Source organism: Candidatus Symbiopectobacterium sp. 'North America', assembly GCF_015762685.1.
GTDB lineage: Bacteria > Pseudomonadota > Gammaproteobacteria > Enterobacterales > Enterobacteriaceae > Symbiopectobacterium.
The window spans coordinates 67,669-93,217 of sequence record NZ_PEHF01000026.1 but is presented as its reverse complement, the minus strand read 5'-3'; the positions used below and the strand labels follow the sequence as shown (position 1 = coordinate 93,217).

The window sequence follows — 25,549 nt, the reverse complement described above, 5'->3', positions numbered from 1 at the left end:
GGGGAGAAACCATGGCCAATATGACGCTCAACGGCACGGTCATGATTAATGACACCACGTTGCGTGATGGGGAGCAAAGCCCCGGCGTGGCATTTCGCGCCAGTGAGAAGCTGGCGATTGCCCAAGCGCTGGTGGAGGCCGGCGTTAACGAGTTGGAAGTCGGTACGCCTGCGATGGGCGGCGATGAGCGGGCGCGCATGTCGGTGATCCGCCGTCGTTTGCCGGAAACCGTGATGATGACCTGGTGCCGGATGAATGCGCAGGAAATTCAGCAAAGTGCTGATTTGGGCATGAACTGGGTGGATATTTCCATTCCGGCTTCCGATCGGTTACGCCAGCAGAAGTTGCGCCAACCGCTTGATGCCTTGCTGCCGCAGCTTTGCCAATTGATCGAGCTGGCGCGTCGGCAGAGGTTGCGCGTCTGCCTGGGGTGTGAGGATGCTTCTCGCGCCAGCGATGAAACCTTAGCCACGCTGCTGGCGCGGAGCGCCTGCGCTTCGCCGATACTCTGGGCGTGCTCGATCCTTTTACCACCTTCACCCGCATCAGCGCCTTGCGACAAGTCTGGGCAGGGCAAATAGAAATGCACGCCCACAACGATTTGGGGATGGCAACGGCAAACACGCTGGCGGCGGTCAAAGCGGGGGCGACGCATGTCAACACCTCGGTGTTAGGGCTTGGCGAGCGCGCGGGAAATGCGGCGTTAGAAACGGTGGCACTGGAGCGCTGTCTGGGATACGACAGTGGCATCCATTTTTCGCTGTTGCCCGCACTATGCCAACGGGTAGCGAATGCTGCGCAGCGTACGATCGATAAGCAGCAACCTCTGGTCGGCGAGCAGGTGTTTACCCATGAATCCGGGGTTCACGTCGCGGCGCTGTTGCAGGACAGCGGCAGCTACCAGGAAATTGAACCGTCGCTGCTGGTGCGTGAATATCGGTTGGTGCTGGGTAAGCACTCAGGACGGCAGGCCGTCGAGGGCATTTTTGCCCGACTCGGTTATCAGCCAGATGTGGCGCAGACCGCGGCTCTATTAACCGCCGTGCGCGAATTTGCCGAAAGTACCAAGCGTAACCCGCTGGATTATGAATTGCTGGATATGTTCCAGTCGCTGTGCGACAGCACACTGTTACCGGGGAGGCGGGACGATGGAATGGTTCTACCAACTGCCCGGCGTTGAAACGCTGGATAGCGCCGAGGCTTTTTTCAGGTTTTTCTCCGTACCTTATGAAACGCAGGAGCTTCAGGCGTGCAACCTGACGGTGCTCAGCGAGTTTCATCGCCGCCTGCGGGCAGCGGTGCCGCTGCGTAATTCGCTGGAACTGGCACCGGATGCCGATTGGCAACTGGCTCGCCGTCTGCTGGCCGAGAGCTACCAGAGCAAACGGTCGGGAGCGCTATCATGATGACGTGCTTCGAATTTGGTGATGCGGTGCGCGTGGTGCGCCCGCTGCGCAATGATGGCACAGTGGCGGGTCTAAAACTCGGTGAGCTGCTGGTGCGGCGTGGCAGCATAGGCTATGTGCGCGAATGGGGCACCTTTCTACAGGATCAACTGATCTATCAGGTGCATTTTCTTGAGGTGGACAGGATTGTCGGCTGTCGCGCACAGGAACTGATCGCCGCAGATGCCCCCTGGCACCGTGGCGAATTTCAATACGGCGATTGGGTCATTTGTCTGCACGCACTGGCGGTAAACGGCCAGCCGGTAGTCAGTGCGGGCCAGCATGGGCAGATTCAGGCGACCGATCAGGGTGAACGCGGCGAGCGCTACACCGTAGTGTTTGGTGAACGCCGGTTTCAGGTTCCCTCCAGCACGCTGGAACTGTGTGAGGAGACATCCTGATGTTAGCCTGGCAGCGCTTCAGCCAGTGGCAACTGGCGCAAAAGTTGTGGAACCGGGCACCTGACACATTGTCTCCTGAGCGCCAGCGTGCGTTGGAACGGCAACTGGCGTCGCAGTTACGCTTGGAGCAGGCCATGGAGGACGCCGCATTGCAACATCGGCCGACGCTCTCTGACGCCTTGACCGCTGCCGTAACCGATGCGTTAGCGGCTGAGCTTGGCGAAGCCGGGTTTTCTGCGGTAGATCAGCAGGCGGTGATTTTGCATCATACCCTGATGGAATGGCAGATGGCGCAGGTATCAGCGCTGACTGCTGAACCGACGTCCGCGGAAGTGGATGACTGGTATCTGCGGCATGCGGAGCGATTTTGCCGTCCGGAACAGCGGCTGGCGCGCCATCTGCTGTTGACGGCTGACGACGGGGAAGAGGCGGTGGTGAAAGCGCAAATCCTGACGCTGCGGGACAAACTCACTCGCGAGGGAGAAACCTTTGCCGCGCTGGCGGAGCGTTACTCCCAGTGTCCGACCGCGATGGAAGGCGGTGTATTGGGCTGGGTCAGTCGCGGTTTGCTGTTTGCGCCGCTGGAACAGGTGCTGTTTGTACTGCCGCCGGGCGCGTTGAGCGAGCCCGTGGCGACCGATCTCGGTTGGCATCTGTTGCTGTGTGAAGCGGTTCGACCTGAAACACCGCTGGCACGGGAAGAAGCATTGCCGAAAGTCTTTCAGCACCTGCGGCACCAGCGACAAAAGCAGCAACAACGGGTGTGGCTACGTAGCCTGGCCGATGCGTAGCTATCGCGTTTTCGTCATTTTCACATAGGCGATGCCTTCTTTGTGGCACACCTCGCCAGCCACCTGAAAGCCAAAACGCACATAAAATTCTGTGGCGGTGAGTCGGGCGTTCAACATGATGTCATTGATGCCTTCCGCCTGGAGTTTCTCTAACACCTGAGTTAACAACCTGCTGCCATATCCCTGCCGCTGAAAGGCGGCATCTGTGGCGAATTTACGTATTTACCGGGCCGTATTTGTGAGCGGGAAAACAGAAAGACAGCTGACAAGCGTATCCTCCAGGTAGAGCCCGTAATGCTGGGCCTGCTCATCGCCTTCCATACGCAGAAAATCGAGAGGGCGATCGGGCCACAGCTCTTTTTGACGCAGCGGCAGACAGCTATCAGCAGTGATAGGGCGGACAGTGATAGGCATGGTTGTTCTCTTGCGGGGTAATCATCTCGGTGAGTATCAAGACTATGACGAAGCGGTTGAAGGGGAAAGCGGAAAATGCGGCGACGCTAAAAAAGACAAGGTGCATTTCGTCGTGAAGAAACACACCTTGTGGTCGATAACCACATCAGGCGGCCAATGCGGTTTTTATTTGTTCAAGCCAGCTGTACAGCCGTTCCTCGGTCAGATCGTACTGGTTGTCCTGATCCAAGGCTAACCCGACAAACTTGTCGTCAATCAGTGCGGCAGAGGTATTAAAATCGTATCCGGCACTCGGCCAGGCACCGACCACGCGGGCTCCACGATCGGTCACGGCGTCATACAACGCTTTCATGCCGCTGACAAAATTGTCCGGGTAGCCGACCTGATCGCCCAGACCGAACAGCGCAACGGTTTTGTCCGTCAGTTCCATGCCGGATAATCCGTCAATAAACTCCTGCCAGGATTCACCTTCGCACCCGGCATCCATGCCCGGTAGCTGTCTTTGCCCCAGCGTTGGCATGCCGAGCAGTTGCACGGGATAGGACAGAAAACTGTCCAGCGTTGTCCGGTTGATATTGACCGGCGCGTCTACCGCATCGCCCAGTTTTTGATGAATCAACTTGGCTATCTTGCGTGTTTTACCGGTATCGGTGCCAAAAAAATACCAATGTTCGCCATAACATGCTCCTGACTGACTCGATGAAAGTGGAATATTGGCGGTGGGTATCCGCACATTCTGGTGACTATCAGGGTGCGAAGATCGTGCCAGCTTTTTATGGGGATTGATTGGCGATAATTTGCACATTAATGGCGCAATATTGCACTATCAGTGACAATTCTGATGGTGATACCACCCGAGAAAACAGAGCAATAAGCCCGGTAAAACGCCGCCAAGGCGTAAAATGGCGAAAAAACCCGCATCAGGATCAATGTTCAGGCGAGTTAATGAATAAAAGGTGCATTATTTGCATGGTTATTAGCACCGGTAGCAGGCCGGAGAAGGTTGTCGGATCGTGGCACAAATTGTTGCGAACCTGACATAACAGCGTCGGTTGTTGTAAGGATAAGCCATGACCATGAACCTGATGACGGAGTCTTTCCCACTGGGGGAGATTGCCAGCCATTTATCGCGCCAACATCCGGCGCTGTTTTCTACCGTGGTGGAGCAATCGTCGGTGGCCATTTCCTTAACGGACCCACAGGCGCGCATTGTCTACACCAACCCGGCCTTTTGTCGCTTGACGGATTTTTCACTGTCGCAACTGTTAGGGGAAAATCACCGCGTGCTGGCGAGCCAGCAGACGCCGCGTGAGGTCTATCAGGAGATGTGGCACACCCTGCTGCAAGGGGAAGCCTGGCGCGGTCAACTGATTAACCGACGCGGCAATGGCAGCCTTTACTTGGCAGATATCGACATCACCCCCATCGTGAATTCGCAGGGGGAGTTGGAACACTATCTGGCCATGCATAAGGACATCAGCGCCCGCTATGCCCTCGAACAGCGGTTGCGCAACCACATGACGTTAACCACGGCGGTGCTGAACAATATCCCTGCCGCGGTGGTGGTGGTGAATGAAAACGACAGCGTGATCATGGATAACCTGGCCTACAAAACCCTGTGCGCCGATTGCGGTGGACAGGAACTGCTGGCGGTGCTGGATTATCATAATAATAAAGCGGCGCTGCGTGAGGGTAGGCCACAACCGGTGTCGGTGCGCGGCATGACGCGCTGGCTTGCGTTGGGCATCTGGGCGCTGCCAGGGGTCAATGAGGAGGCCAACCGCTATTTTACCGACAGCGCATTGCCGCGCACGCTGATTGTGATCACCGATTGTACGGAACAGCAACAGCAAGGCCAACTCGACCGATTAAAGCAGCAGATCACCAGCGGCACACTGCTGGCAGCGATCCGTGAATCGCTGGATGCGGCGCTGGTACAGATTAACTGTCCGCTCAATATGCTGGCGGCGGCACGGCGCCCTAACGGTGAGGATCGCAGCAATGTGGCGCTGGAATCGGCCTGGCGTGAGGGCGAAGAAGCCGTGGCGCGCTTACAGGCCTGCCGGCCATCATTGGCATTTGAACCGGCAGATGAATGGTCAGTCAAAGCGTTGCTGGACGATCTCTGTGCGCTTTATCACACCCGTTTGAACGGTTTGCACTGCGTGTTGGCATCGCCGCAACTGACCGGATTTGGTCAGCGAACACAGGTGCTGGCCTGCCTCAGTTTGTGGCTCGATCGCACGCTGGCATTGTCGACAGAGATAGCGTCCGCTGAGACTCTTCCCTTTGCACTGGCGGTGCAGATTTACGCGCGGGAAGAGGGCGACTGGCTATCACTCTATATTGAAGACAACGTCCCCCTGATGCAGGTGCGCTATGCCGCTGCGGCAGCGGCAACCATCAGTACACCGGGTAAGGGCATGGAGTTGCGCTTGATACAAACGCTGGTAGCGCACCATCAGGGCGCTATCGATCTGACATCGCGTCCGGCAGGCGGCACGTGCCTTATGCTCCGCTTTCCCCTCTCTGCGGTTTTGACTGGAGGTGCAAAATAACTCGCGTACCTGATACCGGCACTGTGGTGTGGCGTTTCGATCTTTCACAGCAATTTACCGAGATTCAACGTCTTAGCAGTGCCTTGAGCCGCTCAACCAATGTACGTGAGGCGCTGCAATCCGTGCTGCGAATATTGCATGACGATGCCTTTATGCAACATGGCATGATCTGCCTTTATGATACGCAACGTGGCGTGCTGACGGTGGAAGCGCTGCATCAAGCGGATGAACAGTTGATTGCCAGCGGCAGTCAGGTGCGCTACCGGCCCGGAGAAGGCTTGGTGGGCACCGTATTATCTCAGCACCAACCGCTGGTGTTGCCAAGGGTGGCTGATGACCAACGCTTTCTCGATCGCCTTGGCCTGTATGACTACAATCTGCCGTTTATTGCGGTGCCCCTGTTTGGGGTGGAGACCCAACCCATCGGCGTATTGGCGGCCCAACCGATGGCGCGTTATGAAGAACGGCTTCCAGCCTGCACGCGCTTTCTGGAAACGGTCGCCAATATGGTGGCGCAAACTGTGCGGCTGATGCAGCCTGCGCGCCCGGTGGCGGAAACGCCGAGTCCCGCCGAGCGCGCTCCGGTCTGTGCCACCCCGCGCCCGTTCGGGTTTGAAAATATGGTCGGGAAAAGTGCCGCAATGCGCCAAACCATGGAGATTATCCGTCAGGTATCACGTTGGGACACCACGGTATTGGTGCAGGGAGAAAGCGGTACCGGTAAGGAACTGGTGGCTAACGCCATTCATCACCATTCGCCGCGTGCCGCTGCACCCTTTGTGAAATTCAACTGCGCTGCCTTGCCCGATAACCTGCTGGAAAGTGAACTGTTCAGTCATGAAAAAGGCGCATTCACCGGTGCAGTGCGCCAGCGTAAAGGTCGGTTTGAACTGGCGGATGGTGGTACGCTGTTTCTTGATGAAATTGGCGAAAGCAGCGCCTCGTTTCAGGCCAAACTTCTGCGTATCTTGCAGGAAGGTGAAATGGAACGGGTTGGTGGCGATGAAACGCTACGGGTGAACGTGCGCATTATCGCCGCGACCAACCGAAATCTGGAGGAAGAGGTGCGTGCTGGTCATTTTCGCGAGGATCTCTACTACCGTCTAAATGTGATGCCGCTGGCACTCCCGCCGCTGCGCGAACGTCAGGAGGATATCGCCGAGCTGGCACACTTTCTGGTACGCAAAATCGGGCAGTATCAAGGCCGTGCACTGCGTATCAGCGATGGCGCAATCCGCTTGCTGATGAGCTATAGCTGGCCGGGCAACGTGCGCGAGCTGGAAAACTGTCTGGAGCGCTCCGCCGTGATGTCGGAAAGCGGGCTGATCGACAGAGATGTTATTTTGTTCAATCACCGCGAAGCGGCTCCCAAAGTGAGCGCGGCGGCACCCGTGCACGAAGAGAGCTGGCTGGATCAATCGCTTGATGAGCAGCAACGGCTGATTGCCGCGCTGGAGAAAACCGGCTGGGTACAGGCCAAAGCGGCGCGCCTGCTGGGTATGACACCGCGCCAGGTGGCCTACCGTATCCAGACGCTTGATATCAACATGCACCGGCTATAGGTTTTTTGCAGGAGACCTGCGGTGCATATAAGACACCTATTTTTGTACGTATCGCTGAGGTTTCGTGCGCGTGAACTAACGAGGTTATTTGCATTGTGCATCGCACGCGCCCGACACGGGTGCTCAAACGCCATCACACCCTGACCCCTGGCTTATCGAAGCGTCAGACTGATGACAAAGTCACTTTACCCCTCGTCATCCTCGGCGTAAGCCGGGGATCTCTGTAAGGATAAACGCGTTTCTTCGGCAAGAGATTCCCGCCTTCTAGGGAATGATGGTGGGAGTAGGACGGTTTGTCCGCAACCTCACGCCGCTCACCCAGCGGTCTCGTCCACCTCAGCGTTATTTTTTATGCGAGACAACCAACACATTGAAAAAATGACCTTGTGTCAAGTCCCACTCCACCAAGAACATATACACATTGTCGGGATTGTGGGATTAGAGACATTGTCGCATCACTGCAACAATCCTGACAAATAGCCGGTACAGAAAAATATTCCATCTATCTGTTTATATACACTTTTTATTAAATTTTCATGCGGTACGGCGTTTGCACCTGCCTAAGCAGGATTCCGTAACCGTAGGCACTCTTATGACAGCATTTCCTTCCGCATCCGTCGCCGCAGGCTGCCGGACATCTCAATTCAACGAGTTGACGCCGTTGCAGGCCAGCAAAGCCGCCCACCATCCTTGCTATTCGGTGAGCGGTCACCACCGTTACGCACGTATGCATCTGGCCGTCGCTCCAGCCTGTAACCTGCAATGCAACTACTGTAACCGCAAGTATGATTGCAGCAACGAATCGCGGCCCAGGGTGGTATCGACGCTGCTCACGCCCGAACAGGTTGTGGCACAGGCACGTCAGGTGGCCGCCGCCATTCCGCAACTGTCGGTGATCGGTATTGCCGGGCCGGGAGATCCGCTGGCCAATATGACGCGCACCTTTAACACCTTGACGCAACTGCGCGAGCAACTGCCGGATGTGAAACTGTGTTTGTCCACCAACGGCTTGCTGCTGCCAGACTCGGTGGATCGTCTGCTGGACGTTGGCGTCGATCACGTCACTGTGACGCTCAACACGCTGGAACCTGCCGTCGCAGCACAGATCTATGCCTGGTTATGGCTAGACGGCGAACGCTACACCGGCGAAGAGGCGGGCAGAATACTGTTGGCGCGTCAGGAGGAGGGCATTCGCCGTCTGACCGAGCGCGGGATATTGGTCAAGATTAACTCGATGCTGATCCCTGAGATCAACGAGGCTTCAATGCTGGCGGTCAGTGAAAAAGCCCGTGAGTGGGGCGCTTTTTTGCACAACATTATGCCGCTGATTGCACGCCCTGAACACGGCACGGTATTCGGTCTGCAAGGGCAGCCGGATGCGGAATGCATGGCACGCGTGCGGGCTCGCTGTGGTCAGGCGATGCCGCAAATGTCGCATTGCCAAAAATATAGTGCCGATGCAATCGGTATGCTGGGCGAGGATCGCAGCCAGCAGTTCCCGCTATCGGCGCTGCCTGCTACACCACAGCCCTACACGCCGTTGATGCATCAGCGTGCGCAGTTGCATGCCAGCATCGCGACGCACGGTGAGTCCAATGAGCCGGACGCCTGCTTGGTGGCCGTGGCGTCATCACAGGGCGATGTGATTGACCAGCATTTCGGACATGCGCAACGTTTTCAGATATACAGCCTGTCGACAGCTGGGGTGGTACGAGTCAATGAGCGTTTTACGCCGCAATACTGCCATGACAGCGCAGACTGCCCGCCAGAGGAAAATGGCGATCGCATGGCGTGCCTGTTGGAACTGCTGGCGGGTGTGCAGGCGGTATTTTGTGCGCGCATTGGCTATGGCCCCTGGCAGCAGTTGGAACAGCGCGGCATTCAGCCCTGTGTGGAAGGGGCCTGGCAGAACGTGACCGAGGTGCTGACCAACTGGTGGCAAGACCGGCAAGCACAGCAAACAGTGCAATCAAAGGCGCAAGGGGCAGCTTGATGACGCGCGGATTACTGGCTGCGGCGGCTGTTAACCCTCTATGAATCGGGGGCTGCCAGCTTTCCTTAACATATGGGGCTATCCACGGCGGCCTGGCGTGCCTTGCTGGCGCAAATGTGCTGGTCGGCTGCGTCGCTCACGCCAGCGCATTAACAGCGATTGATACTGTTAACCGAGTTGCAATCACACCGCAAAGCAGAGTGTGACCAGCTTGCCAATTGGCTGTGTGAGCATCTGGTGGAGGATGTGGCACCGATGCATCGCATCATTGCCAGCGCTTCGCTGGGGTTTAATCACTTGTGGCAAGATTTGGGGCTGGATTCACGGGTGGAACTGCGGGAATTGATGACGGACTGCTTTCCGTCGCTGGTGGCACTCAACGTGAATAATATGCGTTGGAAGAAGTTCTTCTACCGGCAGCGTTGCCTGCACAGTGAAGGGGAGCTGGTGTGCCGCTCCCCCAGTTGTGATGATTGCTGTGAATGGGCGCACTGTTTCGCGCCCGAAGTGTGAAAGGTTAGAACGATGTCGTCACGCCCAGATAGTAGGCTCGACCCGGTTCGTTGTAGGTCGAAGCCCCATCTGCGGCGCGGTACAGGCGTTTATCAAACAGTTTGCTGATGCCGCCGTTGACGCGCAGGTTTTTATTCACCTGATAGCTTGCGCCCGCCCCCCAGACGGCGTAACTGCCGATGGTGCGCGAAGAAAGGCCAAGACGCTGCTCCGTATGGTTGGTGGCAGTATGACGTGGCTTTTGTTCGCCATACTGTGTCCAACTCAGGTTAGCGGAGACAGCTTCGGTAACCTGCCAGTCCAGCAAGGTATTGACGGTATATTTGGGAATGACCGACAGTGGGTTACCGGTCTTTTTCTCTTTCGACTCGATCATGTATGTGGCATTAGTGCGCCAATCCAGCACATCGGAAATTACTGGTATACGCAGGTTGGCTTCCAGCCCTAGCACGATGGCTTTACCACCATTTTCCCAGCGTAGTACATTGGGGGTGCCAGGAGGGTTGATCAGTTCAGTACACGAGACGATTTTATTATTGTAGTCGTTGCGGAAATAGGTCACTCCAGCCTGATAACCGTTGTGGTTGAATTCCAGACCGATCTCTTTGTCGATGCTGACTTCAGGTTTTAAATCAGGATTACCCAGCAGATAGCATTCCGTATAAGCGGTGGTAAGCGGGCAGCCGTTACCGCGTGAATAGAGCAAATAACCAGGTGATGATTGGTACAGGTTTGGCGCTTTAAACACCCGCGCGATCCCTGCTTTCAGGCTAAACATTTCGCCCAGTTCCTGTTGCAGGTTAAGGCTGGGACTGTAGTTGCTGCCAAAGCGGCTATGATAATCAAAGCGCAACCCAGAAATCACTTTGGTTCCGGGCACAACCTCAATGTTGTCTTCCAGATAGAGAGCGCTCAGCTCTGCATTATTCTTACTGCTGCGTTGGCTGGGGTCGATAGAAGATCCTGGCAGTGTCACACCTGAATTGTCGGTATACGAACTGGAAGCCGGGTCATTTAACTGCTCGCGGTTCCATTCGGCACCCAGCGTTAGCGTCTGTTCGAGCCACTGATCGAGTGGAATGTTCACTTCGCCATTGACGCGGTAGTTATCCAGGCGGCTGGTGTTGTAACGTTCCGGATCGGTGATGGAGCCTTCAAAACGGCCATACAGCCCCTCTTCCAGACGGGTATTGTTGGTGTGATCGTAGGCGAAACCGAGACGCGATTGTCCCCAATCCCAAATATCGTTATGGGTCAGCGCGTAGTTCTGACGGTACATGCGGTTGGCTTCTGCGCCACTTTCTGCCAGCGCCTGAGGGATTGCCTGGCTACTGCTGAATTGGGTGTCTCCGGTATAGATATTACCCTAGCGGCTGTAGCCCGCATCAAAATCGATAATCTGTTGTGGCGACAGTTTCCATGACAGTTGGGTGTTGATATCGCGATTGCGCACCCCTTCGCGGCCTGCCGCATAAGAACCGTTCTGGTTATGGTTAATGTTTGGGTCATCAGCGTCGGTTTTATTGATATTGCCATACAACAGCATGGTGAGCGCTTCACCGTCCAACGGACCAGACAGCGTGAAATTGGTGCGACGTGTGGCGCCTTTCTTGCTGCTTTCCGGTTGATTTCCGTACAGTGACAATGTGCCCGTCCAGTTATTGGTGGGGCGTTTGGTGATGATATTCACCACGCCGCCAGCCGTACCGGAACCGTAGCGCGCCGCTGCCGGGCCGCGCAGTACTTTAATGCGCTATACGGCTTCGACCGGCACCCAGTTGGTATCGCCGCGCGTGTCTCGTTCACCGTCCCACGAATAGCGGATGGCGTTGCGCGAGGTGACCGGTCGGCCATCAATCAGAATCAGGGTATTTTCCGGCCCCATGCCGCGCAGATCGATCTGGCGGTTCTTGCCGCGTGCGCCTGTGGCACTGTTACCGGTCAGATTCACTCCCGGCATCTTGCGGATGATCTCAGACAGATCGTTGACCGGCGGTGATTTTTGAATGTCTTCTGCTGTGATAATCGACACACCCGGCTGCTGCTTTAACTCCTGCTCGGCAGTGGCTTTGACAGTGATGGTATCTTCATTGGCGGCATACACCATGCCGGAGACGGAACCGACCAAACCCGCGACGATCCAGTGTCAGCGGCGTGAGTGTGAAGCGAGGCGCTTTGTGCATTGTCCTTTTCCCTTTTGTCAGTAAGATGGGCTTCGCTGGCCCAAACGCTAATGATTCTCGTTCGCTAATCTGGCAAAAAATAGTACTTATGTACAGCTTTTGGTCAGTAAAATGTAAAGACGCAAGAAGCGTAAGTGAATGACAACAAGGTCAGGGCTCTCCCGCAGGAAAGCCGTCGGGATTAACGAAAGGCGTGATACAGCGCGGCAATCGCGGGGTAAATTTGCCGGTACGTCAGCGGCTGTTCATGCTGCGTTAACAGCGCGCGAATGAAAAAACCGTTCATCAGCGTCCCGAGAGGCAGTGCAGCATTGTCGGGCACGACCAGCTTTAACAGTGCAATCACGGTGTTGGACCATTCCAATGCCATCGGGCGTAGGGAAGGGGGCGAAATGGCGGCGGTAAACATTTCGTATTCGCGCGCCAGATCTTGGATGTCGGTGGTGCCGCGCAAAATAAACTGGGTCAGCACTTCGCAAGGGTCGTCATCGCGACGCGCATTGAGCCAGTGAAACATGTCTTCGCGAAACAGGGCAATGGCTTCACGCATCACCGCGTTCAGCAAGTCGTCCAGACTTTTAAAATGGTACGTGGTTGACCCCAGCGGTACTCCAGCTTCGGCCGCGACCGCGCGGTGCGTCAGCATTGCGATGCCGTCACGGCGGATAATCTGCGTAGCGGTGGCAATGATTTGTGCCTGCGCTCAGCAGACAGGCTGGCCCTGTTCACGCCGTTGGCGGATAACCAGGCGACGGCCGGTGTCGGGGGAAATGGCGGAGAACTGGGCGTGTAGGCCTGTATTGAACCTCGAGGTTTGTCGGCGGTTTTAGGGTTGCTATAAGCTGAGCGCACCTCATCACAGATATCATCAAGCATGGATTGCCGTTCTTCCAGGCTGAGGGCGGCAAAGCCAGCGCCGTGTAACAAAAACACCTCTTCAGCGGCAAGAAAAGCAATACGTAAGCGTTTGGTAAGCCGTGTGGCCTGTGCCAGACGCGCCAGTTGCATGCGGTAAAAGGTCTGTACCGGTGCCAGCATGGCAGGGGCGTGGACCAGCGCGGTCAACAAACCAATGGCGCGCGACGCGGTTTCTTCTGTCTCCTGTCCGATAGCGCTGATATGGCCCAGTATCTCTGCGCCCGGTGTCTCGCCATAAAGCGCGCTTTGCTGCTCTGCGTCATGTGAAAAACGGGTCAATTCGCGCTCCAGCAGCGTTTGTATCAGCTGATCCTTGCTGGGAAAACGGTAAACCAGCCCCCCTTTACTGATACCTGCCTGAGCGGCAACAGCATCAAGGGTGAAACAGTGCACGCCGCCGCTCAGCAGAACGGTTTCCGCTGCGTCAAGAATCTGGTCGCTATCAATGGTTTGTTTGCGTGCCATTTACCTACCTTGCATTTCCGACTGATCAGTCATATATTGGGCTGCATATTACGCATGCTAGCCGATTGGCCACCACTTTGCTGATGGTTATTACTTCTTTTGCATGTGGTTAACAAGGTTACATCAATGTCTGAGTCTTTACGGCCCGGCGTGCACCGTTTTGCCCTTATCGCCATTCTCGGGATACTGTGCGCGTTTGACGCCATGTCCATCGACCTCTATCTACCGGCATTCCCTGCGATTGCACACGCCATTGGTGCCGATGCGGCCGGTATGCAAACCTCGATTTCGGTGTTTCTTATCGGGTTGGCGTTCGGACAGATTCTTTATGGGCCGTTTACCGATAGCTACGGGCGAAAGGCGCCGTTGCTGCTGGGTATCGCGCTGTTTCTGGTTGCATCGATCTGTCTTTCTCATGCGGCCTCATTGACCGAGTTCGTTTTCTTTCGCTTGTTGCAGGGCATTGGCGGTGCGGCTGGATTGGTGATCCCGCGTGTGATTGTGGCCGATTTGTACGCAGAACGCGAAGCGGCCAAGGTGTTTTCGCTATTGATGCAGGTGATGGCGATCGCGCCGATTGTTGCGCCGCCGTTGGGTAACCTGTTGTCAGGTACGCTGGGCTGGCAGGCGATTTTCTGGGGACTAGGTATTGTCGGGGCGATCATGCTGTTTGCCACCTTGCGCTGGGTGCCTGAGAGTCTGCCGCGAGGCCAGCGCATGCAGGGCAATATCGGTTCAGCATTTGTCGGTTATACCGCATTGTTTCGCCAACGTATCTATATGGGATATACCCTGTCTGGGGCATTCACCATGGGCGGGTTGTTTACCTACATCGGCGCATCGGCATTTATTTTTATCGATTATTTTCATCTCTCTCCCACCCACTACAGCATCTTGTTTGCCGCAAACGCGCTGGGCATGGTGGTGTGCGGGCAGATCAACATCTTTCTGCTTAACCGCTGGAGAGAGCAGCATATTCTCGCGGTCGGACTAGGGATACATCTGGTTGGAACCTTGTTGCTGCTGGGGCTGTGGTTGAGCGGCGGCGCGACGCTGTGGCTGTTAACCGCTCTGCTGTTTATGACCATGAGCAGCCTGAGCCTGGTGTTTGGCAATGGCGTGGCGGTCGCTATGGGATCGGCGGCGGGTCAGACCGGCGTGGCATCGTCGCTGCTGGGGGTGATGCAGTATCTTTTCGGCGGAGCGGTCGGCGTGCTGCTCGGTGTTCTGCATGATGGCACACTGTTGCCGCCGTTGCTCATGCTGGCAGTGTGTGCGCTGGCCGCACTGTTATGCTGGCGCGATGCTCACCGCCAACTGGCGGGGAAACATGCCGCATTGTCCTCCACGGCATCAGATATTTCGCACTGATAGTGTTGGTGAAATAACAGTGCTATCGCCAGCGTGCGGGCGATAGCACCGAGGCATTAATCCAGATCGGATGCCTGATGGCGTTCCGCGACACCGTCGTTGCCAGTGCGGTTTACCTTGCGTCCACGGATGGCCGCCGGGCGCGCCGCAATCTCATCAGCCCAACGCTTCACGTGGGTATAATCCTGCACGGATAAAAATTCGCTTGCGCCATACAAGGTGCCTTGCACCAGCCAGCCATACCAGGGCCAGGCGGCGATGTCGGCAATGCTGTATTCCTCTCCTGCCAGATAGCGGTTTTCAGCCAAACGGCGGTTCAATACGTCGAGCTGACGCTTGGTTTCCATCGCGTAGCGGTTTATCGGGTACTCAAATTTTTCCGGCGCGTAGGCATAAAAATGGCCGAAACCGCCGCCGACGAACGGCGCAGAACCCATTTGCCAGAACAACCAGTTTAAGGCTTCGGTGCATGTAGCGGCATCGCGCGGTAGCAGGGCACCAAATTTTTCAGCCAGATAGAGCAAAATCGAACCGGATTCAAACACCCGCACCGGCGTTTCCCCGCTGCGATCGAGCAGCGCCGGGATCTTGGAATTGGGGTTGACCTCAACGAAACCGCTGGAGAACTGGTCGCCTTCACCGATACGAATCAGCCAGGCATCGTATTCGGCACCGGCATGTCCCAGCGCCAGCAATTCTTCCAGCATCACCGTGACTTTTACGCCGTTCGGTGTGCCCTGCGAATAGAGTTGCAATGGGTGCTTGCCGATCGGCAACGCTTTTTCGTGGGTTGGTCCGGAAACCGGCCGGTTGATATTGGCGAAAGCACCGCCTGAGGGGGCTGGCTGCCATACCTTAGGCGGAACATAGGTCGAAGAACTGGCCATGAAAAACCTCCATGATGGGGGACGTAGCGCGCAACAGACAGTAATCGCTGCCACGCGCACAAAAATTCACGGTCCAGTTATAGCGCTAATCTGTGGCAAAGTCAGCAATCGGACGCCGTAGCCACAGCATTCTCCTTTTTATTAATATGCCTATTTCCCTTGGCTACCGATCCGCTATCTGTTTGGTAAAATAGGCTCGACGCTATAGCGGGAGTGCTCACTCAGATTGAGTACAAACACCATATTCGATATAGGCCCCTGAGGGTTTTTTTTCTGTTGTGCTACCATCCTGAAGAATGACCAGATAGTGTTTACCTGGGGCTAAATTGGTTCTTGTCCAATATGCTGTGTTTATATCACCGCCCGGCCAACCGGCTGGACGTGGCCATTCTGACCATAACGAACCCGTTCCCCGGGTATTCTGCCCCAGGGTTAAGTGTATGGAGTCGGCAACATGCATCCCTAATGCCCTGCATGCATCTTGCGTGTCATTAAATGTTTTTAAACCACCCGATAAACGACTAAACCAACGTTTTACTTCAAAGCTATACCTGTAAGCATAGGTATTGTCTTTTGCGGTAATACTCACCGTTTTATTGAGACTGCTGGCTGCTAATGTAATATTTCCTTCACTATCAAGGGCCACAGAGGCGTCATCGCTTGAGTTCCAGGTATAGTTGATATTTGATGCTGCGTTACCATTAGCATTTATTTGGAATGTGGCACCTGGATAGCCCGTTTTCGGGAACTCATCTGTGTGCCGGAATGTTTTGCCATAGGGTGCCTCGATACCATTCACTGTACGCAATGTTAAAAAGTTAACCGTCGACGTATCATTATGCGTTTGTTCCGAAATGTTTGCGATGACAGCAAATGAACCACCTGTAGATTGACTTCACGCTACAGAAGACGATATTTTGCCATTTTGATTGGTTTTACCTGACGATGGCGATAGCGTAATCCCCGATTCAACGGACGAAAAATCAACGTTCACATTGGCGACGGGGTTACCAAGCGCATTCACCACCCTGGCCGTGACGGTATTGTATTCCTCATTTGCGATAGCACTATTTGCCGTAGTTTCTACTTGAATACTTAGATTCTGTACAAAGGTTGTCTTTACGCTTTGGCTGGCATTGTTATCCAATGTAGCTGTTACGATTGTTTGCCCTGCATTTGTGTTGGTGAGTGTTGTTGAGGCAACGCCATCGGGCCCCGTGGTGCCTGTCTGCGTTGCGATCATTGCATTATTGTCCGCCATAAACGTCAGCGTCTGACCAGCCAACGGGTTGTTATTGGCATCCGTCACGATAGCCTGCACATGGTTAGATGCCTCACCGTCAGCAACCGCATTGTCCTGGGTAACGGTCAGGTTGGTTGTACTTATTTGCGCCGTGCTGTCATCAGCAATAAAGCTGGTACTGGCTTGCTTACTGGCGTTATTGGCCAGTCTGGCTATTACCGTACTCACTCCCGCTCGGGTATTGGTGAGCGTGGCCGAGGCGATGCCCTCCGCGCTCGTGGTGCCAATAACGGTGGTCACCGTCGCGCCATTGTCAGCGGTGAAGGTTACCGCCTGACCAGCCAACGGGTTGTTATTGGCATCTGTCACGATAGCCTGCACGTGGTTAGACGCATTACCGTCAGCGACTGCATTGTCCTGGGTAACGGTCAGGTTGGTTGCAATAATTTACGCCGTGTTGTCATCGGCAACAAAGCGGGTTTCTACTCGCTGGCTGGCGCTATTGGTCAGTCTGGCTGTCACGGTGGTCACCCCAGATTGGGTGTTGGTGAGTGTGGTGGAGGCAATGCCTTCCGCGTTGGTGGTGACCGCGACGTTGGTAACAGTTGCACAGTTGTTAGTGAGAAATGTCACGACTTGACCAGAAAGGGGATTGCTCCCTGCATCGGTGACGAATGCCTGCACGGCGTTGGTATCAAGACCGTTCGCTACCACATTATCTTGGGTGACTGCCAAGTTGGCGGCCATCAGGGTAGGCTCCCCTGGCATTACCGTTATCCTCAGCGTTGCTCTGGGTGACATATTGCCTTGAGTGTCATAGGCTACTGCGCTGAGGGTATAGGTATTAACCTGCCTACCACGCGTAAGTTGATAAGGAGGGAGCCTGATATCAGCCGTCTGCACAGAGACCGATGAGAGTGAGCCGCCCGCTGACGTCAACGCGCTGCTGTCCCACTCGATACGATCAATCGCGTATTTAGCGGTGACGTTAGCGGTGACTGATGTGGCAGATCCTCCCTGACCGGTGAGCTGCTCTGGAAGCGTCAGATGCAACAACTCCTGTTTCTAATAATCCAAAACAATATTGTTATTACGCTCAACCAAGTCATAACGACTGCCTGCCAAGGTGCGTGAAGCAGCAACGGCAGAAGGGTTAATGTGTGAGCGCCAGGATTCACCCAGCCGATATTTCAACTGAGCGCTAATGTTGCTGCTACTTTGGCTACCTTTGCCCATTCGGTGATCTGCCCCCACGGTCAGTAATGGGAATGGGGTATAATTGATGCCAGCGGTCAAGATCTGCGGATTTTTCTGGCGTTGGTCTTTACCAAATAAGGCAACGTCATTCCCGCGATATTTTTCATACATCATCTTGCCTCCCACTTGCGGATAAAAGGGGAGATAAGCTTCCGCACGAATATCGTAACCATTGGCAGGGCGTTCGTTATAGTCAGAAAAATCACGAGACTGATGCCAGTCAGAGGTGCGAAAGTAACTGTTGGCAGATAATTTTAAATAGTCGGTCCAGGCTTCCGTACCGAACCCAATGCGTTGGTTTTTGCCGGTAAGATCATTATCGAAGAAAGTATTGACGCCGTACATCCAGTCATTATGAACGGTTCGAAGGCCCGCACCTATATTAATGGTATTGCGGCTGTCCTTATTACGTGCCCCCAATTGTGTAAAGGCCATTGATTTCTGGTTATCGTAAAGGGGAATCAATACATCCAGATTACTGTTATTTAGTGAGAAGTCGTCATCAATGTTCAACTGCACGCGCGCGGTACCAAATTGACTTAACCACTGCTGGGTTGATGCATTAAGTTCATTGTTGGCGGCACTACGCAACATCCGCTCTCCGGATTTTGCCGTGTTTTCGTTTGCCAATGCTGTCGCCCCAGACTGAACATGGCTGGCAAATTAAGTGTACGCTGCAGGGGCAATATGATTATTCCTGTTATTATCAATAGATAAAAGGGGGGCTGTGCGAGGGATATCTATCTCATCGCCTGTTGTTAATTGCTCAAACGGTTTGGAAAATAGGCGATAACGATTTATTTTTTTGAGATCGTCAACCGTTAATTCAAGCTTTTTTGCAACAGTATCAATGGGTTCATTAACACCAAGCGTGTAAAGCTCCGTAGGGTTACTGAATACGGAATCATGTGCTCTCTGTGCAGCTGCAATGGTGGGAGTAAGAGACAGGCTTAATGGTAAAAATAATTGGATGGCAATGTTAACCCAAACAATCATTGCCTTGTTTTTAGATAATACCGGTGCTGTTATTGGCGTACCGCAGTAATCATGAGAGGATTTTTCATCCAAATAATTGCGCATCAGAGTTATCCTGAAAATGATAATTGCATGATATGTTGGGGTGCAATGCCACCCAGAACGGAGTTTTTATAATGAGCAACCCTGATGAGAATAGGGTGCTCAACGGAATTACATGAGGGATTCTAAACTACTTTTCGTGTTGATAATGTAGGTGTTTATTATGTTTTTATAAGTGTTTTTATAAAACAGTAAAGTATTTAATTTAATAGTAAGTTAAATATGACTGTGTGTTTTAATGTTGTTTTATAAGGTTGAACGTATTTAAAAAAGAAATACTATACCGGATAACAATAAAATAAATTCGTGGTGATTTATTTTAATTTAACCTTGTTCGATATTAACCACCTTGTCTTTACAGGAGGTGTTAATGGTTTTTATCGATAAGAGTACGTTATTTTTAAAATTGTATTTTATACGAATCTTTTGTGTTGTCAGCATTGCATGAAGTCGTTTGAAAGGGTTCAAACGCATGCCGTACCCATAAAGGGGGATAAACATGCTACCTATTCCGCAGCAATGTATTCATACGCGCTCAACGCCTTTTTGGAATAAGGGGACCGCGCCTGCCAGCATTTTTAAACGCCATCTGGATGCGGGCACCCAACCCGGCGTTTACCCGCGTTTATCCGTGATGCGTGGTGCCGTGAAGTATCTAGGTTTTGCCGATGCAATCACGCCTGAACCTGAGCGTGAGTTGCTGATTACTGCCGGGCACTTTGGCGTATTCCCGCCAGAGAAATGGCATTGCATCGAGGTCATGACCGAAGATAGCTATTTTAATATCGAATTTTTCGTTGCGCCCGACGTATTAAAATCTGCACCCGCCATGGTCAGCACTATCAAGGAATAATGATGATATCAATTCCAGAAAATTATATTCATAAATATGCCTCGACGTTCTGGAGCCATGACTCATTACCGGAACTGGTTCTCGGTATCCATGCGAGTAAGCCGGGCGTTTATGGTAGCTTATCGGTGATGCAAGGCGCAGTCAGCTATCAGGTATTTTCAGCGGCAGATGCGCCAATGCCTGATAGCGAAACGCGCATTGAAGCGGGAGCGTTTTGGGTAATGACACCCGATCAATGGCAGCGTATCGCGCCGTTGACCGAAGATAGCTATTTTATGATTGATTTCTTCGCCGATCCTGAGGTGAAGCTGCAAGGGTTTGGGTTGAATAAAGTGTTGAACGTCGTAGAGCGAGGTATAGAATGAGCAAGATAACGTACACGGTGACGGTCACCAATAACAGCAACGGCGTGTCGGCCGATTATGAGACTGAAACCCCAATGACCTTATTAGCGCCGGACGTGGCGGCAGAAGTGGTCAGGGAGTTGATCAATACCGTGCATGCGTATGACACAGAAGAGGAACATAACGTCTGCGGCTGGTAGTAAAAAGGAAGTAGCAGACGCCCATTGACGTCTGCTTGATAGCGTTATCCCGTCAGGCCAATGACTTTAAACCAAACATCTGCCGGGCATCCTCCGGTGTGGCAACCTCGAAACCGATATTTTTGATGATGGTGCTCATGCGTTCAATCAATATCGCGTTGCGATCCACCCTCTCGGTGGGTGACAGATAGGCGCTGTCTTCAAATCCGACTCGGACCATACAGGCACCCAACCCTAATGCCGCCGTTAATATTGAAAAATCATCGCGCCGCCCGTAGTGGGTGATGTTCCACAGCGCATCATGGGGGATATATTGGCTAAACAGTGCCAACGTAGCGGGCGTTGCCAGGCAGCCACCTTTATGGCCTAGCACCATGGCATAGATAACCGGCGTTGGCAGCGGCATTTCCTGCGCGATAAGCTGCATGTTATGGATCATGCCCAGTTCGAACACTTCGATTTCCGGCACGATACCGGTCTGCACACAGCGCTCGGTGACGTACTTGATCTCCGGCATTGGGTTGCGATACACCACATCGCCCAGATTCACGGAACCGGCATTCAGTGACGACATCTCAACCAGCGGACAGTCCAGCGGTGAGCAGCGCTCTTCGATGGTCATATCCGAAACGCCGCCCGTTGAGCCCTGAATAACCATATCAGTGTGTTGGCGAATCAAACGTAGCGTTTCCTGAAATTGCGTCGGATCGCGCGTCAATTGCCCATTACGCTCCCGCACGTGCAGATGCGCCATCGCTGCACCGGCATGGTAGGATTCGATCGCCTTTCGGGCGACATCTTCCGTATGGGCGGATGTGGTGTCTCCCGCCACCGGCGCGACGGAAATAACAATTTTTCTCATACCTTTGCCTCTACGGTTAGTTCTGCGCATCCAGCGGCTGTTTCAACAACTGAATCCCGCGCTCTGGTGAGGTCAGCACCGGCACCGGCAAATCACCGACGGACGCCAATACGCGCGACATTGATGCCTGAGCCAGCACGATGGCATCACAGTTTTTCCCGAACGCCTCATGAATACCCGCCGCCACGATGGCATCGTGTTTATCCAGTTCACCGGCCAGAAACGCAGTGAACGCGTCGGCCATCAACTGTGAGTGAATCACTGTCTGTTTAACGAGTTCGGCTGCTTTGCGTTGAATCAGCTCAAGAGTGGGGGCCAGGGTAGTGCCAACCGTCGCCAGTACGGCAATGGTCTGGTAGCGTTCAACCGCCTCTAGCGCCATGGCCTCATCAATACGCATCACCGGAATTGGGCTGATAAACTGGCAGCGTTCTACGCTTGCACCAATCGAGGAGCAGGCGGTGAAGAAAAGGTCGCAGCCAGCAAGATTGGCGCTGGTGACATAGGCGGCGATGCGTGCGTTGATGGCGGGTGTGACACCGCCTTGTGCCATGACATCAGCAATCATGGAATCTTCCACGATGTGCATGAGTGTGACGTCCGGCATGATACGTTTTGCCAGTTCGTCCACCATGGCGAGCGTCCCTTTACTGGTGTGAAATATGGCCCCTTTTTTCATTGTTAACCCCTTATTATTCTGAGAGCGTGGAAACGATCAGTTCAGCCGCTTCAACATCTTCAGCGACGCTGATTCCGCCTACGGCGACGGCACCCGCCACCGTTTGACCGCACAGTACCGGGATGCCGCCAGGCAGCGGTGAAAAGTTGTCGTCAGCAAAATAGGAAAGTGCGAGATTCTCCCTTTGCAGCCGCTCCAGCAGTTTCGCCGTGGGAATACCAAACTGTGCGGCGGTGTAGGCTTTGCGCTGTGTCAGCGTAGCCGTGAAGGCCTTGGTGCCATCCATGCGCGCGTAGGCCAGCAGCACGCCGCTGCGATCGCACACCGCCACGGTCAACGGGCGGCCCGCGTATTTGTCTTGTGATAGCGCCAGCGCGAGATTAACGGCGCGCTGCGCTTGTTCAAACGTCAGATTTTCCATGCTATTTCCTTATCCGTTGTCAGCAGCAGGATCGAAGGGTGTGAGCGGCTGTTGTTATAAGAACCCAATGGAAACCCATGGGGACATGGCAACAATAATCAGCCCGATGGTCGCAGCCCCCAGATAAGCCCAGATATAGGGCAGTGGCTCATTCGGGTCGGTTTTACTGACCGCGCAGCAGCCGTAGTAGCCAACGCCAAACGGCGGCGCGAACAGCCCAATGCCCATTGCCAGCACAACAACCATGGCGTAATGCACTTCGTGTACGCCCAAATCGCGTGCAATGGGGAACAGCAGAGGCCCGAAAAGCACAATAGAGGGAATGCCTTCCAGCACGCTGCCCAGGATGATGAACGCCACCACAGAGATCGCCACGAAGGTCATCCCACTGCCCAGTGAAGCCATTAGCGTGGCCAGATCTTTGGAGAAGCCCGATTGGGTTAAACCCCAGGTCATGGCCGTTGCCGCACCGATGATGAAAATGATGGCCCCGGACAGTGATGCGGTATCGATCAGCATCGACCAGGCGCGTTTCAAATCAAAATGACGGTAATACACGGCACCAACCAGTGCGGTGTAGGCGACGCCAATGGTAGAAACCTCCGTTGCAGTCGCGACGCCCTCGATGACCGCGGCACGGATGATGAACGGCAGGATCAGCGCGGGCAGCGCAATCACAAACAGCTTGGCGATCTCTTTTTTCTTATAGCGTTTAACCTGGCTAAAATCTTCGCGGCGGTTACGCCACCAGATAACCAGGCACAGCATGGCGCCGAGCACGGCGGAGGGCAGCAGCCCACCGACAAACAGCGCGGCGATGGAAACCCCGGTGACGGAGCCGATGGTGATCAGCACGATGCTGGGCGGAACCGTTTCCGTTTGCGCACCGGTGATGGAGAGCAGGGCGACCAAATCCCCGCGCTTGGCAACGCGCGAGGTCATTTCTGGCAGCAGTACCGGCGCAATCGCCGCCTGATCGGCGGTTTTAGAACCCGAGATGCCGGAGACCAGATACATGGCACCCACCAGCACATAGGAGAGCCCGCCGCGCACGTGGCCGAGCAGACTGGAAAGGCACTGCACCATGACTTTCGCCATGCCGGTCATCTCGATCAAGCCACCGAGGAACACAAACAGCGGTACGGCCAGCAGCATCATGTGCGACATGCCTTCTTCCAACCGTCCGACTATCGTCGGCATTGGGGTACGCGTGATCAGTGCCAGATAACCGAAGGTGGCGAGTGCGAATGAAAATGCGATAGGCACACCGGACAGCACGCCGATGGCGACAATCACCACAAAGAACAGGATCAGGTTCAGCTTGCCGAGCGGCATCAGAATCGAGCCGGAGAAGGAGAAAGCCACCACCGCGATCGCCACGACCAGCAGGCCTAGATAGGTAGCCAGTGAGCGCGGTGCTGACAGCATCAGACGCAGCAGCATGGTGATCAGCATCAGCGTGATGCCAACCGGGATCGACGCCGCACGCCAGAATACGCTGATCTCGAGAGCTGGCGTCACCACAATCAACTCTTCCAGCGCCTATTCCCAGGCGGGTTCGAAAATCAGAATCAGGAAGGCCAACGACACGCCCATCGCCAGGGCTTCAACAAAGGCGCGTTTACCCTCGGACAAATGTGACACCAGTGCCGTCATGCGCATGTGCTGTCCGCGTCTCAGCGCAATGACCGCGCCCTGCATGGTTAGCCAGACGAAGCCAATGGTTGCCACTTCGTCGGACCAGACCAGCGGTGCGTGAAACACGTAGCGGGAGATAACGCCGGAGAGCAGGACGATAATTTCCGCCAGCACCAGAAGCCCCGCCAGTGCCTCGATGCCACGGCCCATATAGTCATAAAAAATTTCCAGACCATTGGCGAGTCTCCCCGGTGGCAGGAGCGGCTTGATTTGATGTGAAACTTCCATTCGCTTTACTCTTGTGAATTTTTGATAAACCGGATCGTTCAGAACAAACAGTGGTCTCAACGGTTCGCCACGGTGCTAGAGGCGTTTACCTTGGCACGTGGCAATCGCTCTGAACGCCTTTAGGAGAGTTTGCCCACCGCGCCTTCCAGCAGGGCCCAAAATTTCTTGTGCCAGGTGGCGTAGTAGCCGCTCTCTTTGAGTTTTTGACGGAAACTGCTGGGGTCGGTGGTGTTGAAGATAAGACCGGTCGCTTTCAGATCGTCCAGCAGGCTGGCGTTCAGGCGGCTGATTTCCGCACGCTGATTCATCGCGCCTTCTTTGAACGCCGTGGCGACAATTTGCTGTAAATCCGGCGGCAAACTCTGCCAGGATTTTTTGTTCATGATGCACCAGTAGCCGTCCCAAATATGGTTGGTCAGCGAGCAATATTTCTGCACTTCGAACAGCTTGCCGGTTTTCAGCACTACCAGTGGGTTTTCCTGCGCATCGATCACGCGGGTCTGCAACGAGGAGTAGACTTCGGAATACTGCATGCCGACTGGCGCTGCCCCCCATGCCTTTAAACATATCCACGATGATCGGGCTGACCGGTACGCGAATTTTCAGCCCCTGCATATCGGCCACGGTGTTTACCGGCTCGGCATTGCTGGTTATCTGGCGGAAACCGTTGTCCCACATGTTTTCCATTGCGTGCAGCCCCACGCGGTCAAACCCTTGGCGCACCAGTGCACCGAGCGGGCCATCCATGGTTTTCCATACTTGATCGTAATCGGCGAAAGCAAAGCCAACGGCATTGATCGCCGCCACCGGGGCCAGCGTGGCAATCACCCGCGAAGGGGGGTTGAACATATCGATACCGCCGCGCCTTACCTGGGCCAGCATGTCGGTATCGCCTCCTAACTGGTTGTTCGGGAAGACATCAATCACCACGCGCCCTTGAGTGCGCTCTTTGATCAGATCGGCGGTTTTCTGTGTCCAGATGCTGAACGGATGCTCTTGCTGCAAATTGGTGCCGTATTTGAAATGGAATTCAGGCTGCGCGGCGTTAGCAATAAAAGGGAATCCCATAACCGCAGTGGCCGGCGCGACAACGGCGGCGGCTTTTAGAAATGTGCGTCGTGTGATGTTCGACATGATGTCCTTTCTCAATCATTCTGGTTAGGTACAGAGAATATTAACCGGGTAG

28 protein-coding genes and 4 pseudogenes are annotated in these 25,549 nt (G+C 54.4%); 13 read left to right on the top strand and 19 right to left on the bottom strand.

What is annotated here, in order from left to right; genetic code table 11:
- Positions 1–20 precede the first annotated feature (20 nt).
- The 4 genes and pseudogenes from nifV (at position 21) to nifM (ending at position 2,637) form a co-directional block, all read left to right on the top strand.
- Positions 21–1,180: pseudogene (gene nifV / locus CS369_RS06050) on the top strand (homocitrate synthase).
- The gene (locus CS369_RS06045; RefSeq protein WP_196906380.1) at positions 1,149–1,406 is read left to right on the top strand and encodes a nitrogenase-stabilizing/protective protein NifW; all 258 of its coding nucleotides are present in this window, start codon (positions 1,149–1,151) and stop codon (positions 1,404–1,406) included. The pseudogene nifV and the gene CS369_RS06045 overlap by 32 nt, the downstream one beginning before the upstream one ends.
- Positions 1,403–1,846: a nitrogen fixation protein NifZ gene (locus tag CS369_RS06040; RefSeq protein ID WP_196906379.1), complete on the top strand. Its 444-nt coding sequence runs from the start codon at positions 1,403–1,405 to the stop codon at positions 1,844–1,846. Before CS369_RS06045 ends, CS369_RS06040 begins: the two co-directional genes overlap by 4 nt.
- Positions 1,846–2,637, top strand: coding sequence for a nitrogen fixation protein NifM (gene nifM / locus CS369_RS06035; RefSeq protein ID WP_196906378.1), 792 nt, complete (start codon positions 1,846–1,848; stop codon positions 2,635–2,637). The genes CS369_RS06040 and nifM overlap by 1 nt, the downstream gene beginning before the upstream one ends.
- Here nifM and CS369_RS06030 read toward each other — a convergent pair whose 3' ends face one another.
- From CS369_RS06030 to CS369_RS06020, 3 genes and pseudogenes are all read right to left on the bottom strand, one after another.
- Positions 2,638–2,859 carry a GNAT family N-acetyltransferase gene (locus CS369_RS06030; RefSeq protein WP_196906431.1) on the bottom strand — a complete coding sequence of 74 codons (222 nt, stop codon included), beginning with the start codon at positions 2,857–2,859 and terminating at the stop codon, positions 2,638–2,640.
- Entirely contained in the window at positions 2,860–3,051 is a 192-nt protein-coding gene (locus tag CS369_RS06025; protein WP_196906377.1) for a hypothetical protein, read from the bottom strand.
- A 145-nt stretch (positions 3,052–3,196) separates the two neighbouring features.
- Positions 3,197–3,729 (bottom strand): annotated as a pseudogene (locus CS369_RS06020) (flavodoxin).
- Between the two features lie 392 nt (positions 3,730–4,121).
- Between CS369_RS06020 and CS369_RS06015 the strand changes: the two are divergent.
- From CS369_RS06015 to CS369_RS06000, 4 genes are all read left to right on the top strand, one after another.
- Positions 4,122–5,609: a PAS domain-containing protein gene (locus tag CS369_RS06015; RefSeq protein WP_196906376.1), complete on the top strand. Its 1,488-nt coding sequence runs from the start codon at positions 4,122–4,124 to the stop codon at positions 5,607–5,609.
- Positions 5,606–7,171 carry a nif-specific transcriptional activator NifA gene (gene nifA, locus CS369_RS06010; protein WP_196906429.1) on the top strand — a complete coding sequence of 522 codons (1,566 nt, stop codon included), beginning with the start codon at positions 5,606–5,608 and terminating at the stop codon, positions 7,169–7,171. Before CS369_RS06015 ends, nifA begins: the two co-directional genes overlap by 4 nt.
- A 592-nt stretch (positions 7,172–7,763) precedes the next feature.
- The gene (nifB, locus tag CS369_RS06005; RefSeq protein ID WP_196906375.1) at positions 7,764–9,164 is read left to right on the top strand and encodes a nitrogenase cofactor biosynthesis protein NifB; all 1,401 of its coding nucleotides are present in this window, start codon (positions 7,764–7,766) and stop codon (positions 9,162–9,164) included.
- Positions 9,165–9,323: 159 nt separating this feature from the next.
- Positions 9,324–9,677, top strand: coding sequence for a nitrogen fixation protein NifQ (locus CS369_RS06000; RefSeq protein ID WP_307833665.1), 354 nt, complete (start codon positions 9,324–9,326; stop codon positions 9,675–9,677).
- A 4-nt stretch (positions 9,678–9,681) separates the two neighbouring features.
- Here CS369_RS06000 and CS369_RS05995 read toward each other — a convergent pair.
- From CS369_RS05995 to CS369_RS23175, 3 genes and pseudogenes are all read right to left on the bottom strand, one after another.
- Positions 9,682–11,860 (bottom strand): annotated as a pseudogene (locus CS369_RS05995) (TonB-dependent siderophore receptor).
- A gap of 181 nt (positions 11,861–12,041) precedes the next feature.
- Positions 12,042–12,506 carry a TetR/AcrR family transcriptional regulator gene (locus CS369_RS23180; protein WP_244664813.1) on the bottom strand — a complete coding sequence of 155 codons (465 nt, stop codon included), beginning with the start codon at positions 12,504–12,506 and terminating at the stop codon, positions 12,042–12,044.
- A complete protein-coding gene (locus CS369_RS23175) occupies positions 12,500–13,243 on the bottom strand; it encodes a TetR/AcrR family transcriptional regulator (protein ID WP_244664812.1) in 744 nt (247 codons plus the stop codon). The genes CS369_RS23180 and CS369_RS23175 overlap by 7 nt, the downstream gene beginning before the upstream one ends.
- A 126-nt stretch (positions 13,244–13,369) precedes the next feature.
- Between CS369_RS23175 and CS369_RS05985 the strand changes: the two genes are divergently transcribed.
- Positions 13,370–14,614, top strand: coding sequence for a multidrug effflux MFS transporter (locus tag CS369_RS05985; RefSeq protein WP_196906374.1), 1,245 nt, complete (start codon positions 13,370–13,372; stop codon positions 14,612–14,614).
- Positions 14,615–14,670: 56 nt separating this feature from the next.
- On the opposite strand, the gene yghU is transcribed toward CS369_RS05985, so the two are convergent.
- The 6 genes from yghU to CS369_RS05955 all read right to left on the bottom strand — a co-directional run bounded on the left by yghU (position 14,671) and on the right by CS369_RS05955 (position 19,081).
- A complete protein-coding gene (gene yghU / locus CS369_RS05980) occupies positions 14,671–15,501 on the bottom strand; it encodes a glutathione-dependent disulfide-bond oxidoreductase (RefSeq protein WP_196906373.1) in 831 nt (276 codons plus the stop codon).
- A gap of 217 nt (positions 15,502–15,718) precedes the next feature.
- Positions 15,719–16,300, bottom strand: a complete 582-nt coding sequence (locus CS369_RS05975) for a hypothetical protein (protein WP_196906372.1) — start codon at positions 16,298–16,300, stop codon at positions 15,719–15,721.
- Positions 16,301–16,396: 96 nt separating this feature from the next.
- Positions 16,397–17,176, bottom strand: coding sequence for an Ig-like domain-containing protein (locus CS369_RS05970; RefSeq protein ID WP_280514734.1), 780 nt, complete (start codon positions 17,174–17,176; stop codon positions 16,397–16,399).
- A 15-nt stretch (positions 17,177–17,191) separates the two neighbouring features.
- Positions 17,192–17,797, bottom strand: coding sequence for an Ig-like domain-containing protein (locus tag CS369_RS05965; protein ID WP_196906370.1), 606 nt, complete (start codon positions 17,795–17,797; stop codon positions 17,192–17,194).
- 12 nt (positions 17,798–17,809) lie between these two features.
- A complete protein-coding gene (locus CS369_RS05960) occupies positions 17,810–18,631 on the bottom strand; it encodes an inverse autotransporter beta domain-containing protein (RefSeq protein ID WP_196906369.1) in 822 nt (273 codons plus the stop codon).
- 33 nt (positions 18,632–18,664) lie between these two features.
- A complete protein-coding gene (locus tag CS369_RS05955; RefSeq protein WP_196906368.1) occupies positions 18,665–19,081 on the bottom strand; it encodes a hypothetical protein in 417 nt (138 codons plus the stop codon).
- A gap of 496 nt (positions 19,082–19,577) precedes the next feature.
- Between CS369_RS05955 and CS369_RS05950 the strand changes: the two genes are divergently transcribed.
- From CS369_RS05950 to CS369_RS05940, 3 genes are read left to right on the top strand one after another with little or no spacing between them, the layout of a single operon-like run.
- Positions 19,578–19,931: a DUF1971 domain-containing protein gene (locus CS369_RS05950; protein ID WP_196906367.1), complete on the top strand. Its 354-nt coding sequence runs from the start codon at positions 19,578–19,580 to the stop codon at positions 19,929–19,931.
- Positions 19,931–20,296 carry a DUF1971 domain-containing protein gene (locus CS369_RS05945; protein WP_307833664.1) on the top strand — a complete coding sequence of 122 codons (366 nt, stop codon included), beginning with the start codon at positions 19,931–19,933 and terminating at the stop codon, positions 20,294–20,296. Before CS369_RS05950 ends, CS369_RS05945 begins: the two co-directional genes overlap by 1 nt.
- Complete coding sequence (locus CS369_RS05940; RefSeq protein ID WP_196906366.1) at positions 20,293–20,475, top strand: DUF1869 domain-containing protein; 183 nt, start codon at positions 20,293–20,295, stop codon at positions 20,473–20,475. The genes CS369_RS05945 and CS369_RS05940 overlap by 4 nt, the downstream gene beginning before the upstream one ends.
- A gap of 52 nt (positions 20,476–20,527) precedes the next feature.
- Here CS369_RS05940 and CS369_RS05935 read toward each other — a convergent pair whose 3' ends face one another.
- From CS369_RS05935 to dctP (CS369_RS25080), 7 genes and pseudogenes are all read right to left on the bottom strand, one after another.
- Positions 20,528–21,337: a 3-keto-5-aminohexanoate cleavage protein gene (locus CS369_RS05935; RefSeq protein ID WP_196906365.1), complete on the bottom strand. Its 810-nt coding sequence runs from the start codon at positions 21,335–21,337 to the stop codon at positions 20,528–20,530.
- Positions 21,338–21,353: 16 nt separating this feature from the next.
- Positions 21,354–22,016, bottom strand: a complete 663-nt coding sequence (locus CS369_RS05930; RefSeq protein WP_196906364.1) for an aspartate/glutamate racemase family protein — start codon at positions 22,014–22,016, stop codon at positions 21,354–21,356.
- A 13-nt stretch (positions 22,017–22,029) separates the two neighbouring features.
- On the bottom strand, positions 22,030–22,437 hold the full coding sequence (locus tag CS369_RS05925; RefSeq protein WP_196906363.1) for a heme-binding protein: 408 nt from the start codon (positions 22,435–22,437) through the stop codon (positions 22,030–22,032).
- 54 nt (positions 22,438–22,491) lie between these two features.
- On the bottom strand, positions 22,492–23,961 hold the full coding sequence (locus CS369_RS05920) for a TRAP transporter large permease (RefSeq protein WP_196906362.1): 1,470 nt from the start codon (positions 23,959–23,961) through the stop codon (positions 22,492–22,494).
- An 18-nt stretch (positions 23,962–23,979) separates the two neighbouring features.
- Positions 23,980–24,363 carry a TRAP transporter small permease gene (locus CS369_RS05915; protein WP_196906361.1) on the bottom strand — a complete coding sequence of 128 codons (384 nt, stop codon included), beginning with the start codon at positions 24,361–24,363 and terminating at the stop codon, positions 23,980–23,982.
- Positions 24,364–24,482: 119 nt separating this feature from the next.
- Positions 24,483–24,896: a TRAP transporter substrate-binding protein DctP gene (gene dctP / locus CS369_RS24495; RefSeq protein WP_280514731.1), complete on the bottom strand. Its 414-nt coding sequence runs from the start codon at positions 24,894–24,896 to the stop codon at positions 24,483–24,485.
- Between the two features lie 94 nt (positions 24,897–24,990).
- Positions 24,991–25,368: pseudogene (gene dctP, locus CS369_RS25080) on the bottom strand (TRAP transporter substrate-binding protein DctP); the annotation flags it as partial.
- Here dctP (CS369_RS25080) and CS369_RS23170 point away from each other — a divergent pair.
- Complete coding sequence (locus tag CS369_RS23170; protein WP_244664823.1) at positions 25,300–25,470, top strand: hypothetical protein; 171 nt, start codon at positions 25,300–25,302, stop codon at positions 25,468–25,470. The pseudogene dctP (CS369_RS25080) and the gene CS369_RS23170 sit on opposite strands and share 69 nt — an antisense overlap.
- Positions 25,471–25,549 lie beyond the last annotated feature (79 nt).

What these genes read in the sequence shown, in the direction of transcription:
- CS369_RS06025 (WP_196906377.1), bottom strand. Translation starts at nt 3,051, where the DNA reads ATGCCTATCACTGTCCGCCCTATCACTGCTGATAGCTGTCTGCCGCTG.
- CS369_RS05935 (WP_196906365.1), bottom strand. Translation starts at nt 21,337, where the DNA reads ATGAGAAAAATTGTTATTTCCGTCGCGCCGGTGGCGGGAGACACCACA.
- CS369_RS05940 (WP_196906366.1), top strand. Translation starts at nt 20,293, where the DNA reads ATGAGCAAGATAACGTACACGGTGACGGTCACCAATAACAGCAACGGC.
- CS369_RS05955 (WP_196906368.1), bottom strand. Translation starts at nt 19,081, where the DNA reads ATGCGCAATTATTTGGATGAAAAATCCTCTCATGATTACTGCGGTACG.
- CS369_RS06015 (WP_196906376.1), top strand. Translation starts at nt 4,122, where the DNA reads ATGACCATGAACCTGATGACGGAGTCTTTCCCACTGGGGGAGATTGCC.
- nifM (WP_196906378.1), top strand. Translation starts at nt 1,846, where the DNA reads ATGTTAGCCTGGCAGCGCTTCAGCCAGTGGCAACTGGCGCAAAAGTTG.
- CS369_RS23175 (WP_244664812.1), bottom strand. Translation starts at nt 13,243, where the DNA reads ATGGCACGCAAACAAACCATTGATAGCGACCAGATTCTTGACGCAGCG.
- CS369_RS05930 (WP_196906364.1), bottom strand. Translation starts at nt 22,016, where the DNA reads ATGAAAAAAGGGGCCATATTTCACACCAGTAAAGGGACGCTCGCCATG.
- yghU (WP_196906373.1), bottom strand. Translation starts at nt 15,501, where the DNA reads ATGGCCAGTTCTTCGACCTATGTTCCGCCTAAGGTATGGCAGCCAGCC.
- CS369_RS23180 (WP_244664813.1), bottom strand. Translation starts at nt 12,506, where the DNA reads ATGCTGACGCACCGCGCGGTCGCGGCCGAAGCTGGAGTACCGCTGGGG.
- CS369_RS05945 (WP_307833664.1), top strand. Translation starts at nt 19,931, where the DNA reads ATGATGATATCAATTCCAGAAAATTATATTCATAAATATGCCTCGACG.
- CS369_RS06040 (WP_196906379.1), top strand. Translation starts at nt 1,403, where the DNA reads ATGATGACGTGCTTCGAATTTGGTGATGCGGTGCGCGTGGTGCGCCCG.
- nifB (WP_196906375.1), top strand. Translation starts at nt 7,764, where the DNA reads ATGACAGCATTTCCTTCCGCATCCGTCGCCGCAGGCTGCCGGACATCT.
- CS369_RS05950 (WP_196906367.1), top strand. Translation starts at nt 19,578, where the DNA reads ATGCTACCTATTCCGCAGCAATGTATTCATACGCGCTCAACGCCTTTT.
- CS369_RS05925 (WP_196906363.1), bottom strand. Translation starts at nt 22,437, where the DNA reads ATGGAAAATCTGACGTTTGAACAAGCGCAGCGCGCCGTTAATCTCGCG.
- CS369_RS06045 (WP_196906380.1), top strand. Translation starts at nt 1,149, where the DNA reads ATGGAATGGTTCTACCAACTGCCCGGCGTTGAAACGCTGGATAGCGCC.
- CS369_RS05915 (WP_196906361.1), bottom strand. Translation starts at nt 24,363, where the DNA reads ATGGAAGTTTCACATCAAATCAAGCCGCTCCTGCCACCGGGGAGACTC.
- CS369_RS05985 (WP_196906374.1), top strand. Translation starts at nt 13,370, where the DNA reads ATGTCTGAGTCTTTACGGCCCGGCGTGCACCGTTTTGCCCTTATCGCC.
- dctP (WP_280514731.1), bottom strand. Translation starts at nt 24,896, where the DNA reads ATGCAGTATTCCGAAGTCTACTCCTCGTTGCAGACCCGCGTGATCGAT.